Source organism: Sphingobacterium sp. Mn56C (genome assembly GCF_049319645.1).
GTDB lineage: Bacteria > Bacteroidota > Bacteroidia > Sphingobacteriales > Sphingobacteriaceae > Sphingobacterium.
The window spans coordinates 1539676-1556458 of record NZ_JBMOUC010000001.1 but is presented as its reverse complement, the minus strand read 5'-3'; the positions used below and the strand labels follow the sequence as shown (position 1 = coordinate 1556458).

At 40.2% G+C, this 16783-nt stretch carries 17 protein-coding genes; 9 read left to right on the top strand and 8 right to left on the bottom strand.

The window, feature by feature from the left end:
- Window positions 1-232 precede the first annotated feature (232 nt).
- Both ACL9RF_RS06555 and ACL9RF_RS06550 read left to right on the top strand, forming a co-directional pair.
- Complete coding sequence (locus ACL9RF_RS06555; RefSeq protein ID WP_422799801.1) at window positions 233-1510, top strand: ammonium transporter; 1278 nt, start codon at window positions 233-235, stop codon at window positions 1508-1510.
- A gap of 234 nt (window positions 1511-1744) precedes the next feature.
- Window positions 1745-3655: an amidophosphoribosyltransferase gene (locus tag ACL9RF_RS06550; protein WP_422799800.1), complete on the top strand. Its 1911-nt coding sequence runs from the start codon at window positions 1745-1747 to the stop codon at window positions 3653-3655.
- Window positions 3656-4046: 391 nt separating this feature from the next.
- On the opposite strand, the gene ACL9RF_RS06545 is transcribed toward ACL9RF_RS06550, so the two are convergent.
- Complete coding sequence (locus tag ACL9RF_RS06545; protein WP_422799799.1) at window positions 4047-4418, bottom strand: YchJ family protein; 372 nt, start codon at window positions 4416-4418, stop codon at window positions 4047-4049.
- Window positions 4419-4429: 11 nt separating this feature from the next.
- Window positions 4430-5311, bottom strand: a complete 882-nt coding sequence (locus ACL9RF_RS06540; RefSeq protein WP_422799798.1) for a cupin-like domain-containing protein — start codon at window positions 5309-5311, stop codon at window positions 4430-4432.
- Window positions 5312-5502: 191 nt separating this feature from the next.
- On the opposite strand from ACL9RF_RS06540, the gene ACL9RF_RS06535 reads away from it, so the two are divergent.
- Window positions 5503-5997: a lipocalin-like domain-containing protein gene (locus ACL9RF_RS06535; RefSeq protein ID WP_422799797.1), complete on the top strand. Its 495-nt coding sequence runs from the start codon at window positions 5503-5505 to the stop codon at window positions 5995-5997.
- A 66-nt stretch (window positions 5998-6063) separates the two neighbouring features.
- Here ACL9RF_RS06535 and lysS read toward each other — a convergent pair whose 3' ends face one another.
- Entirely contained in the window at window positions 6064-7770 is a 1707-nt protein-coding gene (gene lysS, locus ACL9RF_RS06530) for a lysine--tRNA ligase (RefSeq protein WP_422799796.1), read from the bottom strand.
- Window positions 7771-8001: 231 nt separating this feature from the next.
- Between lysS and ACL9RF_RS06525 the strand changes: the two genes are divergently transcribed.
- The 6 genes from ACL9RF_RS06525 (at window position 8002) to ACL9RF_RS06500 (ending at window position 12922) form a co-directional block, all read left to right on the top strand.
- Complete coding sequence (locus ACL9RF_RS06525) at window positions 8002-8250, top strand: type B 50S ribosomal protein L31 (RefSeq protein WP_086949673.1); 249 nt, start codon at window positions 8002-8004, stop codon at window positions 8248-8250.
- Window positions 8251-8315: 65 nt separating this feature from the next.
- A complete protein-coding gene (locus ACL9RF_RS06520) occupies window positions 8316-9521 on the top strand; it encodes a putative sugar nucleotidyl transferase (protein WP_422799795.1) in 1206 nt (401 codons plus the stop codon).
- Between the two features lie 13 nt (window positions 9522-9534).
- Window positions 9535-10302 (top strand): triose-phosphate isomerase, encoded by a 768-nt coding sequence (gene tpiA, locus ACL9RF_RS06515; protein ID WP_422799794.1) that lies wholly within the window; start codon window positions 9535-9537, stop codon window positions 10300-10302.
- Between the two features lies 1 nt (window position 10303).
- Window positions 10304-11143, top strand: a complete 840-nt coding sequence (prmA, locus tag ACL9RF_RS06510; protein WP_422799793.1) for a 50S ribosomal protein L11 methyltransferase — start codon at window positions 10304-10306, stop codon at window positions 11141-11143.
- A 39-nt stretch (window positions 11144-11182) separates the two neighbouring features.
- Complete coding sequence (locus tag ACL9RF_RS06505) at window positions 11183-12511, top strand: Mur ligase family protein (RefSeq protein WP_422799792.1); 1329 nt, start codon at window positions 11183-11185, stop codon at window positions 12509-12511.
- 78 nt (window positions 12512-12589) lie between these two features.
- Window positions 12590-12922, top strand: coding sequence for a helix-turn-helix domain-containing protein (locus ACL9RF_RS06500; RefSeq protein WP_422799791.1), 333 nt, complete (start codon window positions 12590-12592; stop codon window positions 12920-12922).
- 312 nt (window positions 12923-13234) lie between these two features.
- Here ACL9RF_RS06500 and ACL9RF_RS06495 read toward each other — a convergent pair whose 3' ends face one another.
- From ACL9RF_RS06495 to ACL9RF_RS06475, 5 genes are all read right to left on the bottom strand, one after another.
- Window positions 13235-13396 carry a hypothetical protein gene (locus tag ACL9RF_RS06495; RefSeq protein WP_422799790.1) on the bottom strand — a complete coding sequence of 54 codons (162 nt, stop codon included), beginning with the start codon at window positions 13394-13396 and terminating at the stop codon, window positions 13235-13237.
- Between the two features lie 130 nt (window positions 13397-13526).
- Window positions 13527-14087 carry an SMC-Scp complex subunit ScpB gene (gene scpB, locus ACL9RF_RS06490; protein ID WP_422799789.1) on the bottom strand — a complete coding sequence of 187 codons (561 nt, stop codon included), beginning with the start codon at window positions 14085-14087 and terminating at the stop codon, window positions 13527-13529.
- A 1-nt stretch (window position 14088) separates the two neighbouring features.
- Window positions 14089-15213 (bottom strand): cyclic dehypoxanthinyl futalosine synthase, encoded by a 1125-nt coding sequence (gene mqnC, locus ACL9RF_RS06485; RefSeq protein WP_422799788.1) that lies wholly within the window; start codon window positions 15211-15213, stop codon window positions 14089-14091.
- A gap of 111 nt (window positions 15214-15324) precedes the next feature.
- A complete protein-coding gene (locus ACL9RF_RS06480) occupies window positions 15325-16095 on the bottom strand; it encodes a sulfite exporter TauE/SafE family protein (RefSeq protein WP_422799787.1) in 771 nt (256 codons plus the stop codon).
- Window positions 16095-16760: an HAD family hydrolase gene (locus ACL9RF_RS06475; protein WP_422799786.1), complete on the bottom strand. Its 666-nt coding sequence runs from the start codon at window positions 16758-16760 to the stop codon at window positions 16095-16097. The genes ACL9RF_RS06480 and ACL9RF_RS06475 overlap by 1 nt, the downstream gene beginning before the upstream one ends.
- Window positions 16761-16783 lie beyond the last annotated feature (23 nt).

The window sequence follows — 16783 nt, the reverse complement described above, 5'->3', positions numbered from 1 at the left end:
TGTGCTTCTTTTTTAGCTTTATTTATTAGTTATTTCATGTTTTTATTGTGTTTAAATTGTTTTTAAGACTTAATTATCCTTAAAAATCAATATTAAATCATAAAAAAAATTAAAAAAATCAATTTTTATTTGGAAATAATTGATTTTTATTCTTCTTTTGTTGTAAATAAATCAACCAAATCTAGTTTATATGGAATTTACAAACAAAAAATCTTATCTGCCAATAATAATTATGGCTTTATTGGTTTTGATGTCGGTGTTTTTATCAAAAACACCAGAAAACATAGATGAATCTAGCTATAACGGTGCAGATATTGCCTGGATGTTGGCGTCAACGGCCTTAGTTTTGATTATGACGCCCGGTTTAGCCTATTTTTATGGCGGTATGGTTAAGAAAAAGAATGTTATTTCTACCATGTTGCAGAGTTTTATATGCATGGCCGTTGTTGCCGTTCTGTGGGTAGTATTTGGGTTTTCCTTAGTTTTTGGAGATTCCGTAGGCGGGGTGATTGGTAACCCAATGACGTATTTTATGTTTAATGGCGTAGTCGATGGAAAGCCTTGGTCCGGTGCGCCTACCATCCCATTTGTATTATTTGCCATGTATCAGCTGAAGTTCGCGATTATCACGCCAGCCCTGATTACGGGCGCTGTAGCAGAGCGCATCAAATTCACCTCTTATGTTTTATTTATCTGTTTATTTTTTGTCTTTATATATGCGCCATTAGCACATGCTACTTGGCACCCAGATGGGTTGCTATTTAAGCTAGGGGTGCTAGATTTTGCCGGTGGTACAGTAGTACATATGTCGGCAGGACTTACAGCCTTAGCTGCAGCCATCTATTTGAAGCAAGGGAAGAATTTTAAATCCCACGAACCCGCACGTATTACATACGTGATTTTAGGTACTGGAATGCTTTTTTTTGGTTGGTTTGGGTTTAATGCAGGCTCTGCTTTTGGGGCGTCGCAGTTGGCAGCCACAGCACTGGCTACAACATCAACAGCTTCGGGGGCAGCTGCATTAACCTATATCTTCTTCGATGCTGCTCGCGGTATAAAGCCCTCTGCGATGGGGGTGTGTATCGGTTTGGTAATCGGTTTGGTGGCGATAACACCTGCTGCAGGCTTCGTAACCATACCGCACTCCTTAGTCATTGGTGCTGTTGCAGCGGTCGTGTCGCGGTTAATGATTGAGTGGCGTACAAAATCGCAATTAGACGATACCTTAGATGTTTTTCCTTCACATGGTGTCGGTGGTATGGTGGGTATGTTGCTTACCGGCGTGTTTGCCCATAAATCCATCAATGCTGCCGTAGAATCAAACGGTCTGTTTTACGGCGAGAGTGCACTGTTTATCGCCCATCTTATCGGCTTGGTCGGTGCTACAGCGTTTACATTAGTTATGGCATTTGCCCTGTTGAAAATTACAAGTATGATCACGCCGTTGCGGGTATCTGAGGCAGAGGAAGAAGAGGGGCTGGATAGGTCGCAACATGGAGAAACTTTATAAATGATATTTCCCTTCCCAATTTAATATCTAAATAATGGATGAACGCCCTCACTCGAGGGCGTTTTTTTAGGTGCTGCTATTCTAATCTGAGCGTCAAAAATAAAGGGGTACAGGTTCTCTTTGTAGGGCAGTTGCAATTTAAGTCCTTTCGTTGCATTTCTGCGGTGTAAAAACTGCTATGCCGTAACAGATTTTTCAAATCTCTTTTGTACCTTTGCAGCATCAATTCAAGCTATGAGTGACGCTATAAAACACGAGTGTGGTATTGCACTTATTCGACTATTAAAACCCCTTTCATATTATCAAGAAAAATATGGCACCCCTTACTACGGGATTAATAAGCTGTATCTCCTTATGGAGAAGCAACATAACCGTGGTCAGGATGGGGCAGGTATTGCAACGATAAAATTCGATGTTAAACCTGGAAATCGGTATATCAGCCGTTATAGAGCTATGGGCTCTACCGCTGTAGCCGATATTTTTGAATATGTCCAAAAGAAATTTGCTGCCGTTAGCAAAGCCTATCCAAATGAATCCAAGGATACGCAATGGTTAAAGGATAATGTAAGTTTCACTGGAGAAGTATTATTGGGCCACCTGCGTTACGGTACGCATGGTAAAAACAGTATTGAAAGCTGTCACCCTTTCTTACGGCAAAATAACTGGATGACCAGAAATCTTGTGGTAGCAGGGAATTTCAATATGACCAATGTGGACGAGCTGTTACAGCAGCTCTATGACTTAGGTCAGCACCCTAAAGAGCAAGCCGATACAGTTACCGTATTAGAGAAAATAGGTCACTTTTTGGACGATGAAAACCAGATTCTTTTCGATCAATTTAAAAAAGAAGGACTTTCTAATATTGAAATTTCAGCACAGATAGGCAAAAATCTTGATGTTGCTAAAATTCTAACACGTTCTGCAAAAACCTGGGATGGGGGATATACCATTGCGGGTATTTTGGGCCATGGCGATGCTTTTGTGATGCGCGATCCGGCGGGTATACGTCCGGCATTCTATTACCAAGATGATGAGGTATTGGTTGTTGCTTCGGAAAGACCGGTTATACAGACGGCATTTAATATTCCGTTGGGGGCAGTAAAAGAAATTCGTCCGGGACATGCCTTGATTGCCAAAAAAGATGGTACGATTACCGAAGAAATGTTTAGACAGCCTGTAGAACAGAAATCCTGTTCTTTCGAGCGTATTTACTTCTCCAGAGGGTCTGACGCAGATATTTACCAAGAGCGTAAATCTTTGGGTAAGCTATTGTGCAAGCAGGTATTGGCTTCCATAAATAACGATATAAAAAATACGGTGTTTTCTTTTATCCCGAATACTGCAGAGGTTTCCTATTACGGTATGATGGAGGGCATGAACACCTATGTGCGCGATTACCAAAAAAATGTGTTGTTGAACCGCGACGAGAAGATTTCTGACGTAGAGATGGATGAAATCTTAAGTTTACATCCACGTTTTGAAAAGCTGAATGTTAAGGATGCCAAATTGCGCACCTTTATTACACAAGATGCTGACCGTCAGGACATGGTGCAGCATGTTTACGATACAACATATGGTATTGTACGTGATCATGAAGATACAATTGTCGCAATCGACGATTCTATCGTGCGTGGAACAACATTGAAACAATCTATTTTAACTATTCTGGATCGTTTACATCCGAAAAAAATTGTTATTGTTTCTTCTGCTCCTCAAATTCGTTATCCAGATTGTTACGGCATTGATATGTCGCGAATGGGCGAGTTTGTGGCATTTGAGGCGGCAATTAACCTGCTGAAGCGTAGAGGTTTGTCGCATATTATCGACGAAGTGTACCAAAAGTGTTTGGCATCGATTACCAAACCTAGGGAGGAAGCGGAGAACTATGTGAAAGCTATTTATGAGCCTTTTACAGACGATGAGATTTCGGAAGAAATTGCGCGCATTGTTCGTCCGCATGACTTGAACGCAGAATTAGAGGTTATCTTTCAGACCCTAGACAACCTACACGTTGCATGTCCGAACCATAAGGGCGACTGGTACTTCTCTGGCGACTACCCAACACCGGGTGGAAACCGGGTTGTAAACAAGGCGTATATGAACTGGGTAGAAGGTAAAAATGTACGTGCCTATTTTAGCAACTAAAAAAGTATATACACCTGTATAGAAATAGGACGCTTCCGTTGGAGCGTCCTATTTTATTTTTATGAAGTATCAAAATTGTTTTAAGAACCCAATAAACCGTCTTTTAAACGGTCTTTTGCAGGCTATGGGTATTTTGCCGTATATGTTCAAATTAAATACCTAAACCAGGTTTAAGTATACGTACCCCGCTTTAGTCTTCCAAAGCTACCAGGTCGTCTCCATCATAAAGCCATTCTGAAGGCTCGATGTAGGCTTCTAAGTCTGTGATTTCTAGATCTTTTATCATTGCCATATGTATTAACTAGTACAAAAGTATGGTCTACGAATTAGGTAGTGATAAAAAAGATGTTAATTTTTTATTAAGTCCTCCGGGACCTATACATTATATACCTTACAGGATAATGCCATCCAAGTAAAACCAGCGCCCATGCAGTTGTTTAAAGGTAGACTTTTCGTGATGTATTTGCGTGTTCAAGTCGGGGTCTAAGTAATGAGCTTCAAACTCTACCGTCGTAGCGGTGGTTTTCAGTACCGCTAGCTGCATCCATTTGTTTTCTTTAGCCCACTGTTCTATAGCATTCTTTTGCTGGAAACGTCTGGTGCTGGGGTGGAAGCTGTTGTAAATAAAATCAATGTTGTGCATTGAGAATGCGGCATATCGGGCACGCATTAACTGTTCGGCTGTTTGGGCATCTTTACTGCCCGTATGTATGGGTTGGCAGCAGGCTGTAAAATCTAAATCTGATCCGCAAGGACAAAGCATATATGGTTAAATTATAAGTTGTGGTTCTGTATATATTTCTGGAGTGTACGTTGACTATTTCTATAGGCTTGCTGCTGTTTTTTGTCTACCCATTTCTTTTTAAAGAGTTTACGCAATATTTTGTCGGTATTGCGCAGGATAAATACCTCCTTAAGCATTCGTAACAAACGCAGGGCAGAGTTGGGAAAGGAGCGCAGTGTTACCGAGAACCCAGCTTCTAGATAGCGGTTGAAATGCCAGTATCCGGAGGGCATAAACAAAGCGTCGCCATGTTCCATAAACACTTCGAAGCCCTTGGCGTATGCCAATGCGGGAAACTGCTGATAATCGGGGTTTTCATAATCGACCGTATAAACGGTGTGTACCGACAGCGGAACTTTGTACAGGAAGTCGCTTTGATCTGGCGCAAAAAGCAGTACCCGTTTTTTTCCTTCAAACTGAAAATGAAGTAAATCCGCGAGGTCCACATCATAATGCATAAGAACACGGGCTTCACTGCCACCAAAAAATAGGGTAGGTATACGTTTAAAGTATTTAAAGCCTAAATCAGGGTAGGTGAAATTTTTTAATAAGGCCGGTAGATGGTCTGTTATGATATAGAAAAATATGCGATAGTCAGTAGGCTGACTTCTTATCAGTGTTATATAATCACGAAAGCGCATTTTCGTTACGGCCTCGCTTGTGGCTTTATTCGGATCCGCAGGTTTGTTGTCGTACAAGCCGACCTCCTGCTCGCCAACCTGCTCGTAAATATAATCTAAATTCCATTTGTCAAAGTCTTGCCATCGACGGGCGTAGCCTTTTATAAGTACCGGTTTCTGCGGTTTATAGTATTTCCGAAGAAAATCTTCTTTTGTAATGCTTTCAACAGTATCTACAGCTGATAAAATCATAATTCGCTCAAAGTTTTATCTAAAATACAAGTTAATTTGCACAATTGCTTATGTAAGTACAGGATTCCTGTGTTAATCCTTCACCCCTGCGTGAAATTAAATGCATGAAATTTTGATTTTTATGTATTGTATTAATAATGTGACAGAATATTTCTGCTTTTATAGCGTTTTAAACAAAACAAGTTTGACATATGACATCACTAAAAAATGAAATAGAAGGAACCTGGAAACTTTTGTCTTATATAGAACTTCCAGTCGGCGGATCGGATTCTTGTTTTCCTATGGGTAAATCTCCTAAAGGCCTATTGTTATTTACTCCAGATGGCTATATGGCCGTGCAGATTGCGCCCTCGGAGGATGCTTCCTTTAAATCCGGTGATAAATTGCAGGCAACCGATGAGGAGTATATTCATCGGGGTAAAACCTTTATTGCTTTCTCGGGAAAGTATCAGGTAAATAATATTACAGCCTGTGTAGAGTATCAAATTCAAACCTCCTTATATCCCAATTGGGAAGGCACGACACAGGTGAGAAAATTAGACTTCGAGGGCGATGTGCTGTATCAAAAATCTTTAGAACCTATATTGTCCAACGGACAACAGGTTTATGCATACATGACCTGGCAAAGGGTTACAGCGCTGAGCGATGCTGGCGAGTACGAGGAGGTGTTGAATAATACCTATTAAGGTTTAGCAATACTACGATAGTACGCCATTAAAAAAGAGCCTGTTCATGTGAACAGGCTCTTTTTATTACTTTTTAACGATATATTTTTGTTCCCCATCAACAATAATGTGGATCAAATCCTTTTGTCGTAAGCTTTTACTTGCCGTATCCCATTTTTTACCCGACAGGCCCGACTTCTCTTTCACCTCTGCTAGCGATTGTTGCTCGTCGGATAGAAGATTTAAAACTGCCTTTTCATCGTCGTTAAGCTCGATTACAGGCTCATTTTTCTCCGGTCGCATCTGTGGGAAGAATAATACCTCCTGGATGGAAGGGTTGTTTGTTAAAAACATAATTAAACGATCCATACCAATACCTAAACCAGATGTAGGTGGCATACCGTACTCCAATGCCCGTAAGAAATCCTGATCGATAAACATGGCCTCGTCGTCACCTTTTTCCGATAAGCGCAACTGCTCTTCAAAACGCTCCCGTTGATCGATAGGGTCGTTAAGCTCGGAGTAGGCATTGGCAATCTCTTTACCACATACCATCAGTTCAAATCTTTCGGTAAGCTCCGGGTTATCCCGATGTTTTTTCGTTAGGGGCGACATTTCGATAGGGTAATCGGTAATGAAGGTAGGTTGTATAAAGTTGCCTTCACATTTCTCACCAAATATCTCATCGATAAGTTTTCCTTTACCCATGCTGTCGTTCACCTCAATACCCATACCCTTTGCGGCAGCTCTTAGTTCATCTTCCGTTTTTCCGTTGATGTCAAAACCTGTAAACTTTTTAATTGCATCGGCCATCGTAACACGTGGGTATGGCGCTTTAAAGTCAATTTTATGCTCGCCAAAAGTAGCTGTTGTTTTGCCGTTTACCGCCTGAGCACAGTGCTCCAAAAGTTGCTCTGTAAAGGTCATCATCCAGTTGTAATCTTTATAGGCCACATAAATCTCCATTGCCGTGAATTCCGGATTGTGTGTACGATCCATACCTTCGTTACGGAAGTTTTTGGAGAATTCGTATACACCGTCGAAGCCACCAACAATAAGGCGCTTTAAGTATAATTCGTTTGCTATACGTAAGTACAACGGAATATCTAAAGCATTGTGGTGTGTAATAAAGGGGCGTGCAGAAGCACCACCAGGTATAGCTTGTAGTACAGGGGTTTCAACCTCCATATAACCTGCGTCATTGAAAAATTGACGCATTGCATTAAACAATTTCGTACGTTTAACAAAAATGTCCTTATTCTGGGTATTTACAATTAAGTCCACATAACGCATTCTATAACGTTGTTCAGGATCTGTAAAAGCATCATAAGTTTTGCCATCAGCCTCTTTTACCACCGGCAGAGGTCGTAAAGATTTGGTTAAAACCGTTAATTTCTCGGCATGTACAGATATCTCGCCAGTCTGTGTTGTAAAAACATAACCCTCGATACCGATAATATCCCCAATATCCAACAGTTTTTTGAATACAGTATTATAAAAAGTTTTGTCTTCATCTGGACAAAGATCATCTCGCTTTACATACACCTGAATTCTGCCTGTAGCATCTTGGATTTCTATAAAGGAGGCATTACCCATAATACGACGGCTCATAATACGACCCGCAATCTGGATATGTTTATAATTAATTTTGTCTCTTTCGTAGTTTTCTAATATATCATCAGCAGTGACATTTACCTTAAATTCATCGGCCGGATAAGGGTTGATACCTAAATCGATCATAGCCTGAAGGTTGTGTCTTCTTTGTAGTTCCTGTTCGGATAGTGAAATACTCATGTTTATTGACATTTTTCAAATAGAGAGCAAAAATAATAAAAAAACGCAGATAATAGGGGTTTAAACTGCTATAATATTCAAATATAATGTCTACTTTTGTGTGGCCTAGGAAAAGTAACGTTCTAAGCAAAAGGAATTAATCAGGTATGGAGAAATATTATTTTGCAATTGTTGTATTAATAAATTATCTTTGCACCTCAATTGTTGAATATATAGTAATCAAAAGATAAAATGAAAAAAGATTTGCATCCGTCAAACTACAGATTAGTTGTTTTCAAAGATATGTCTAATGACTATGCTTTTGTAACAAAATCATGTGTAGATACTAAAGAATCAATCACTTGGGAAGATGGTAACGAATATCCATTAGTGAAATTGGAGATTTCTCATACTTCACACCCATTCTATACTGGTAAAATGAAATTGGTTGATACAGCTGGACGTATCGATAAATTCCGTAGCCGTTACAACAAAAAATAAGCTATATTTATATATAGTTAGGAATCCCGATAATTTTTTATCGGGATTTTTGTATTTTTAAAGATATGTCTTTATCTGTTGTATTATTCGATAATTTCTCCGAGCGGCAGCATCTTTTGCCCTTGGTTGCTACCCGTCCTATAGGTAATTTGAGGGTTGGCATCTGGACATTAGCTGATAAATGGGCTAAACTATTTCAAACAGATGTCTCTTATCTTACCGTAGATTATCTGCAACAGCGCTTTCCGTTCCATCCGCAAACAGCACATCATCTATTATTAAATGCTGCAGTGCTACCCGATAAGGTAGGGCTGGAATGGCTGTATTCGCTGAACGCAGGGGAGCTGCTGCTGGACGAAGAGGGGCAGTGGCTGGCGGCGAAAGGGCATTTTACCTTGGATTTTACAGTTGCAGATTTAACCTCTTTTGTGCCTGTTGTGGCGCCCTATAAAGCCAAACGGCTGCAATACCCGGAGGATATTTTTCGCTACAATGGCGAGCAGTTAAATTTTGACTTCGACAGGCTGCTACCGCAGGGTGATGGGCAGCTGAACACTGCTGCCGCTGCGTCTGCTACTAAGCTGTATTGTGCTGCTACAGCATCTTATATGGGTGCTATATTGGACGACGCTAAGGGGCCTATATATATCGGAGAGGAGGTGGTTATCGAGCCTGGTGCTTTACTTATAGGGCCTGTTGCTATAGGCGATTACAGCCGGGTGAAGGCGGGAGCGGTACTCTACTCGAATGTAAGTGTAGGGCCAGGCTGTACAGTGGGGGGCGAGTTGAGTAATACTGTAATTTGGGGCAACAGCAACAAAGGGCATTATGGTTATTTGGGCTGCGCTGTCATTGGCGAGGGCTGTAATTTGGGGGCAGGAACCAGCAATTCGAATTTAAGGAACGATTGGGGTACGGTAAAATTATACGATTATGTACGACAAGAGTTGCGCGATACCGGACTTTTAAAGTGTGGTGTGGTACTGGGCGACCAAGTTATGTTGGCTATAAATAGCAAGATTAACACGGGAACCGTAATTGGTGTGGGTGCACAGGTTGCAATGTCAAATTTTATTCCCAAATTTGTGCCAGATTTCAGCTGGATTACCGAACAGGTATCCCAGGTATATATCTATGTTAAATTTATACAGATGATGCGCAGAAAGGCGCTGGCAAAGCAAGAGGATTTTTCCGATGAGGAAGAGCGTATTTTGAATGCCATATTTTTGCAAACTAGGACAGAACGAGAATTGTTTATTAATCAACACTAAAATAAAAAAAAACATGCGTAAAAACATTGTAGCCGGAAATTGGAAAATGAATTTGAATTTCGAAGAGGGGGTAAGTCTATTTTCGGAAATCGTTAATATGGTAAAAGATGAGGTTATCGGCGATCAGGAAGTTGTGGTTTGTGCACCTTTTATTCATTTGTCGACTTTAGGAAAACTAGCAGCTACAGCGGCAAACGTTCATATTGGGGCGCAGAATGTACATCAGGCAGAAGCCGGTGCTTATACAGGGGAGGTATCTGCCGCTCAGGTAAAATCGGTAGGTGTAAACTATGTAATTTTGGGTCACTCTGAGCGTAGAGCTTATTTTGGTGAAACGGATGCGCTTTTGGCGGATAAAACGAATGCGGTATTGAAGCAAGGGTTAAGACCTATTTTCTGTATTGGTGAAACCAAGGAGGAGCGGGAATCAAATAATTTCTTTGCAGTCATTAAAACGCAATTGGAAGGAGGGGTATTTCACCTATCTGCGACCGAATTTGCAGAGGTTGTATTGGCCTACGAACCGGTATGGGCTATTGGCACAGGCTTAACAGCTTCACCAGAGCAAGCGCAAGAAGTTCATGCTTTTATTCGGGAGACGGTAGCGGCAAAATATGGTGCAGAAATTGCTGATCAAACCACTATTTTATATGGAGGTAGTGCAAACCCTTCAAATGCATCAACATTATTTGCGCAGCCTGATATTGATGGCGGGTTAATTGGTGGTGCTTCTTTGAAATCTAGAGATTTCTTAGAAATTGTGAAGGTTTTTAACAAATAGAATGAAATATACAGCAGTAAATTTTATAAGTCCTGATATTCAGGAATGGCAGAAGGATTTGTTGGTAGCCGAGCTGGCAGAAATTGGTTTTGATACGTTTGAAGATAATGAAGACGGTTTTGCGGGGTATGTGCCCACAGCAAATCTGGATGTACAGGCCTTAGAGACCTTGTTGCTAGCAGCGGTGGATGGATATCAGTTGGCCTATAAAATTGTAGATATTGAAGAGCAGAATTGGAACCTTCTTTGGGAGCGTAATTTTAATCCAATTGTGGTCGACGATACGTGTTATGTTCGGGCTACCTTTCATGAATATAAACCCGAATATCCCTACGAGATCGTTATTGATCCGAAGATGTCTTTTGGTACCGGCCATCACCAGACCACCTCGATGATGCTTTCGTTTATCCTTCAGAACGATTTTGACGGAAAAACGGTGTTGGATATGGGCTGTGGAACCGGTATTTTGGGGATTTTAGCAGCGATGCGTGGTGCTATCTCGGTTGTCGCGATAGATTATGATCCGACTTGTGTAGACAGCGTCAAGGAAAACAAAGCCTTGAACCATGTGCATAATATCGAAGAGCGTCTTGGCTCTAAAGAGGCTATAGGAAACGGTACCTTCGATACGATTCTGGCAAATATTAACCGAAATATTCTCCTGGATCAGATGGACACCTACGCTCAGGTATTAAAGGACAATGGAGAATTGTATTTAAGTGGTTTTTATCGGGAGCAAGATTTAGCTGTATTGAAGGAAAAGTGTGAACGTTTAAACTTATTCTTTGAAGAAAGTAAGGAGTTAGACGGCTGGTGTGCGGCTAAGTTTGTGAAAAAATAATATATGCGCGTACATTTTATTGCCATAGGAGGAAGTGTGATGCACAACTTAGCTATAAATATGGCTAAGTTGGGGCATCAAGTTACAGGGTCCGACGACCAGATCGTGGAGCCTTCGAAGTCGCGTTTGCAGCAGGAGGGCCTTCTACCCGAGCAATTAGGTTGGAATGCAGAACGCATAACGCCGGATATGGATGCGGTTATATTGGGTAAACATGCGCTCGCAGATAACCCTGAGTTGCGTAAGGCACAGGAATTAAATATTAAAATCTATTCCTTCCCCGAGTTTATTTATGAGCAGAGTATTGATAAAATTCGTGTTGTTATTGCCGGAACGTATGGCAAAACCACGATTATCAGTATGATCATGCATGTACTTAAAAAATTAGGTAAGGAGTTTGACTATTTGGTAGGGGCTAAGCTTGAAGGTTTTGATGCGCAGATAAAGTTAACATCCACCGCAAATATTATGCTTATCGAAGGGGATGAGTTTTATGCCTCTTCTATAGATATGCACGCTAAGTTTCACTACTACCATCCTAATATTGCCCTAATCAGTAATATCCATTGGGATAATTTTAAAACGGTCATGTCTGAGGAGGAGTATTTGCTGCAGTTTGAAACTTTTGTAGATACCATTGTGCCGAAAGGAACATTAATTTATAATAAAGACGACAGTAGGGTGCAAAAGATTGTAGGGGAAACGCGCGACTGTCGGATAAACCGCCATGGTTATAAACTGCCGGAATACACGATCAATAAAGGGGTTACCTATTTGCATGTGGGCGAAGAGGAAATTCCTTTAAAGATTAATGGTAAGCAAAATCTTTCGAATGTTGCCGGAGCCTATACCGTTTGTGAGTGGTTGGGTATTAAAAGAGATGAGTTTTACGAGGCGATTAAAGATTTTACCAGTTCCATTCGATACTTGGAGTTTGTTGCCAGTAATGCAGGCAGAGTGGTATACCAAGATTTTGCACATACACCCCTCAAGTTAAAAACAAGTATACATGCTATAAAAGAACAGTTTCCGGCTTCCAAATTGCTTACTGTGATTGAGTTAAACCCATATGACGTTACGGAGGGTGATCAATTAATTCAATATACTAATAGTATGGATGAGTCGGATGTGGCTGTTGTTTTTGTTAATAAAAATAGCATTAAAGAAAAAAATATAATTATTGGGAATATTTTACATAAAATTGACAAAGTGTTTCAGCATACAAATCTTGTTATTTTAACCGAATCTGAGTCTTTAGTAGCGTATATAGAATCGTTTGACAGCCAAGGTTTTAACATGTTGTTTATGAGCTCTGAAAGCTATTCGGGAATAAATATGTTAAACTTTGCCGATAGGTTTTTTATTTAATTTTTGACTAAAGGTGTAATTGTTTTTTTAAATTTTACTAATTTATTTTTATTTTTGGATAAATATAACATTTACCAAATGAATACTTTAGGAAAAAAAATCAGATTACTTAGACATCAGCGTGGCTGGAGTCAGGAAGATGTTGCAAACCGGTTAAGCATATCTATCCCAGCATTTTCGAAAATTGAAACGGGAATTACCGATGTAAACCTTTCCAGATTGAACCAAATTTCAAAATTATTTGGCTTATCTCTTGTGCAATTGTTATCCACTTCGGAGTCCAATGAAGATAATGACAATAAAATTAGTGAAATTGAAGAGTTAAATAAGAAGTTAATACTTCGCAATACTGAAGTAATCGATTTACAAAAGAAAGTAATCGATTTGTATGAAGAACTACATAAAAAATAAAGTTCTACAACCTAAAAAATAAGGGTGTTCTGTTACGTATAGAACACCTTTTTTTGTGCCCTGATGTTGCAGGGTGTTCAACCGTCCATATTCGGTATTTGTGCACTATTCCATGGCCAGAGGCAGGAAGGTGTAGGCTGGCATAACTATATATGCTATAGCCGCATACCTACTGCGGTAGCGCGCTACGACAAGGAATAGGGCAGCGCCTCCCCGAATTTTAAACGGCTCAGGAAGCAAAAAGAGGTTTACTCCGTACGTACGAAGTAAACCTCTTTTCTAATCAGGTAGATTTTGCTTTCTATATATTAGTTAGAAATCTTCATCTTCCTCATCAAAGTCAAACCCCCCGCCAATCGTATCGATTTCTAAATCAAAATCATCATTGTCAAAATCATCCTCATCGTCCTCAGGGCCGTTAAAACCGACTAATACCTCGTCAATTTCAATTTTTTCGACTGTTTCGTTCATCATGTTAACTAAATTTTCCGTTATAAATTCTATCGTAAAATTAGACAAGAAAATGAAAACATAAAATTTTTTTTTAAAATTATAACACTGGTAATCAGGTTGATAATATGTGCGTTATTTATTTAAAAATAAGTTATTCAATAATCTCACCGATGCTATTTTCTTCGTTTACTATATCCTTTAACTGTGGCAAGTCTTTTACCGAATTTATACCGAAATGGTTCATAAATTGATCACTGGTAGCATACAATAAGGGTTTACCTAGGGTCTCTGCTTTTCCGACAATTTTAATCATATCCTTTTCCAGCAAGCGTTGGATGGAATAATCACAGTTTACGCCCCGAATCTGCTCGACTTCAAGTTTTGTAATCGGCTGTCGGTAAGCAATAATCGACAAAGTTTCGAGTCCGGCCTGACTCAGTTTTTTACGATCGCGGTGTGCCTGCAACTGATTAATAACATCATGGTACGCTTCCTTAGTAAGAAATTGGTATTTATTATTAATTACAGAAAGTGAAAATACGGAGTCTTCACCCTCATATTTAACTTTAATTTTATCGATAAAAGAAAGTACCTCGTCTTTGTTAATAGTAATTAATAAACCCTCTTGTAAAATCGATTTAATTTCATTTGCCGAAACGCCCTCTTCCGATGCAAAAATCAGCGCTTCAATATTTAAAAGTATGTCTTTCACCCTAGTAATTTATAACTTGTTCCACCATAGATTCAGGTAACTCTCTAAACTGATAAGTCTGCGTACGCAATTGCGGTTCAAATCCAGCCTCGCTAATCGCATCCTGAATAGATTTCGATGTAAAACGGTGTGGAGCTCCCGCTGCAGAAACCACATTCTCCTCAATCATAATAGAGCCGAAATCGTTGGCACCGCTATGCAAGCATACCTGTGCAATAGGTTTGCCCACTGTTAACCAGGAAGCCTGAATATTTTTAATATTAGGGAGCATAATACGGCTTAAAGCAATCATACGAATATACTCGTCGCCGGTTACCTCATTCGAAATGCCGCGTAAGCGTTTCAGTAAAGTGCCGTCATCCTGAAAAGGCCAAGGTATAAAAGCAATAAAGCCATGATGCCCTTCGGGTTTTTCGCTCTGCACCTGACGAATCCATACCAAGTGTTCAAAGCGTTCTTCTAAAGTTTCGATATGGCCAAACATCATGGTTGCAGACGTTGGCAAGTTAATTTTATGCGCTGCACGCATAACATCCAACCATTCCTGTCCGCCACATTTACCTTTAGAAATTAAGCGTCGCACCCGATCGTTTAAAATCTCAGCACCAGCACCCGGCAGCGAATCCAGGCCGGCATCTTTTAACGCCGACAGCACCTCGATATGACTTAAGCCTTCAAGTTTAGCCACATGGGCTATTTCTGGTGGGCCTAAGGCGTGTAGTTTTAAGGTAGGGTATAACTCCTTCAGCTGTTTAAACAGATCCACATAAAAAGCCAAACCAAGGTCAGGGTGATGGCCACCTTGCAACAACAGCTGATCGCCCCCATATTTAAATGTTTCTTCAATCTTTTGTTTGTAGCTTTCGATATCGGTTATATAGCTATCCACGTGTCCCGGTCTACGAAAGAAGTTACAGAACTTACAATTGGCAATACAAACATTGGTGGTGTTTACATTACGGTCAATCTGCCAAGTAACTTTACCATGTGGCACCTGTATTTTTCGAAGTTCGTTCGCCACATACGCCAAATCCGCCGTTTTAGCTTCCTTATATAGAAAAATTCCTTCTTCTTTGGTTAAGAAGTCGAAATTTAATGCGCGTTGTAATAAATTATTGATATCCATCAAAACAAAGATACAGCAAATGCTGGAAATAAGATAGTAAGGAAATCCGATAATTTAGAAATTATGACCTCCTACGGAGATTTTGAAATTCCCCATAAATCCGCTTTGCTATTAACGGATCATAGCCACACAAGACAACAGCACTAAGATCATGATAATGATTTTGAATACTTTTTCGGGCAAGATTTTAACCAGTTGAATACCGATAATTCCGCCAATCACGATAAAAGGAAAAGCCATTAGATTAAGTTTTACACCCTCCCAAGTTACATTGTGCCAAACAAATACCTGTAGCGGAATTTTAATATAATTCAACAGCATAATAAACCAGGCGCCCGTAGCGACAAAAGTAAATTTGTCCATCTTACGCGATAGCAGGTAAACCGAAAGTGCAGGTCCTGCAGCATTTCCAATCATCGTAGAAAAACCCATAATAAATCCAAATACAGGAGCATACCAGCGTTTTTGCGTGAGTTGGCTTTGTTTATCCGGATGCACACGTTCCAGCCAAATCATAATGCCTATCCCTACGAGCAAGCAAATAGCCATCAGAATTTTAAAAGTTTTATCGGAAATATAATTTCCCATGATCAACCCCGTCAGTAAGCCTATTAATGCCATAGGAAGGAGCTTAAGGACCTCCTTCCACAGCAGCCTTTTACGGTAGTATACTACGGCCAAAAGATCAGCCATCGCCAATAAGAGCAGCACCATACCGGTAGAAGCCTTCGCACCAAACAGAAAAACAAACAATGGCACCGCCAGAGTACCGATGTTCTGTATTCCTGTTTTCGACATACCAATTAACAAGGCGCAGGTAAAATACAATACCCATTGTTCAGGCCCATTTAACAAACTAGAGAGGCTGTCTACGTACAACATTACCCTTTAAGGATCTGTAAGTCTCCGAAAGTTGGCATATACAAACCCCTATAATCGTCTATATAAAAGTCGCAAGGAGGCAGCTCGGTCCTGCTGTGCGAAGAGAGTACACCCACCACCTTCATTTCTGCATTTTTGGCGGCCATCACACCCGAGAAAGAATCTTCAAATACGATGCAATTATCGGTCGGTATGCCCAATACATGAGCAGATTTTAGGTACACCTCCGGGTCAGGTTTATGTTTTGTTACATTTTCACTACACAAGAGGGAAGACATATACTTCCGGATATCCAAAGCATCGACAATAAGATCCATATTCGCCTTGGGCGCAGCAGTAGCCACAGCCAGTTTGTATCCATTCGTGTGCAGCTGCTCCAGAAATGCTATTAAACCTGTAATCGGTTTTACCTGTGTTTTATAAATCTCCCGAAATAAACCCTCTTTCTCATTTTCCAGATCTTCCAATTCCTTACCATGTATGGGGCGATTAAAGAAATGGCTCATAATATAAGAGTTATGTTTGCCATACATATGCTGCTCAAAGTCGGCCTGCGTATAAGGCACCTGATATTTATCGAAGAAATGCTCAAAAGCTTGGGAATGATAGGGGTTAGTATTTGCGATAACCCCATCCATATCAAATAATACGGCGTAGTTGTTCATACCACAAATATAAGGCTATCTGC

What these genes read in the sequence shown, in the direction of transcription:
- ACL9RF_RS06505 (WP_422799792.1), top strand. Translation starts at nt 11,183, where the DNA reads ATGCACAACTTAGCTATAAATATGGCTAAGTTGGGGCATCAAGTTACA.
- ACL9RF_RS06500 (WP_422799791.1), top strand. Translation starts at nt 12,590, where the DNA reads ATGAATACTTTAGGAAAAAAAATCAGATTACTTAGACATCAGCGTGGC.
- mqnC (WP_422799788.1), bottom strand. Translation starts at nt 15,213, where the DNA reads ATGGATATCAATAATTTATTACAACGCGCATTAAATTTCGACTTCTTA.
- ACL9RF_RS06480 (WP_422799787.1), bottom strand. Translation starts at nt 16,095, where the DNA reads ATGTTGTACGTAGACAGCCTCTCTAGTTTGTTAAATGGGCCTGAACAA.
- ACL9RF_RS06540 (WP_422799798.1), bottom strand. Translation starts at nt 5,311, where the DNA reads ATGATTTTATCAGCTGTAGATACTGTTGAAAGCATTACAAAAGAAGAT.
- ACL9RF_RS06550 (WP_422799800.1), top strand. Translation starts at nt 1,745, where the DNA reads ATGAGTGACGCTATAAAACACGAGTGTGGTATTGCACTTATTCGACTA.
- ACL9RF_RS06525 (WP_086949673.1), top strand. Translation starts at nt 8,002, where the DNA reads ATGAAAAAAGATTTGCATCCGTCAAACTACAGATTAGTTGTTTTCAAA.
- ACL9RF_RS06535 (WP_422799797.1), top strand. Translation starts at nt 5,503, where the DNA reads ATGACATCACTAAAAAATGAAATAGAAGGAACCTGGAAACTTTTGTCT.
- ACL9RF_RS06520 (WP_422799795.1), top strand. Translation starts at nt 8,316, where the DNA reads ATGTCTTTATCTGTTGTATTATTCGATAATTTCTCCGAGCGGCAGCAT.
- ACL9RF_RS06555 (WP_422799801.1), top strand. Translation starts at nt 233, where the DNA reads ATGGCTTTATTGGTTTTGATGTCGGTGTTTTTATCAAAAACACCAGAA.
- ACL9RF_RS06545 (WP_422799799.1), bottom strand. Translation starts at nt 4,418, where the DNA reads ATGCTTTGTCCTTGCGGATCAGATTTAGATTTTACAGCCTGCTGCCAA.
- ACL9RF_RS06475 (WP_422799786.1), bottom strand. Translation starts at nt 16,760, where the DNA reads ATGAACAACTACGCCGTATTATTTGATATGGATGGGGTTATCGCAAAT.
- tpiA (WP_422799794.1), top strand. Translation starts at nt 9,535, where the DNA reads ATGCGTAAAAACATTGTAGCCGGAAATTGGAAAATGAATTTGAATTTC.
- prmA (WP_422799793.1), top strand. Translation starts at nt 10,304, where the DNA reads ATGAAATATACAGCAGTAAATTTTATAAGTCCTGATATTCAGGAATGG.
- ACL9RF_RS06495 (WP_422799790.1), bottom strand. Translation starts at nt 13,396, where the DNA reads ATGATGAACGAAACAGTCGAAAAAATTGAAATTGACGAGGTATTAGTC.
- lysS (WP_422799796.1), bottom strand. Translation starts at nt 7,770, where the DNA reads ATGAGTATTTCACTATCCGAACAGGAACTACAAAGAAGACACAACCTT.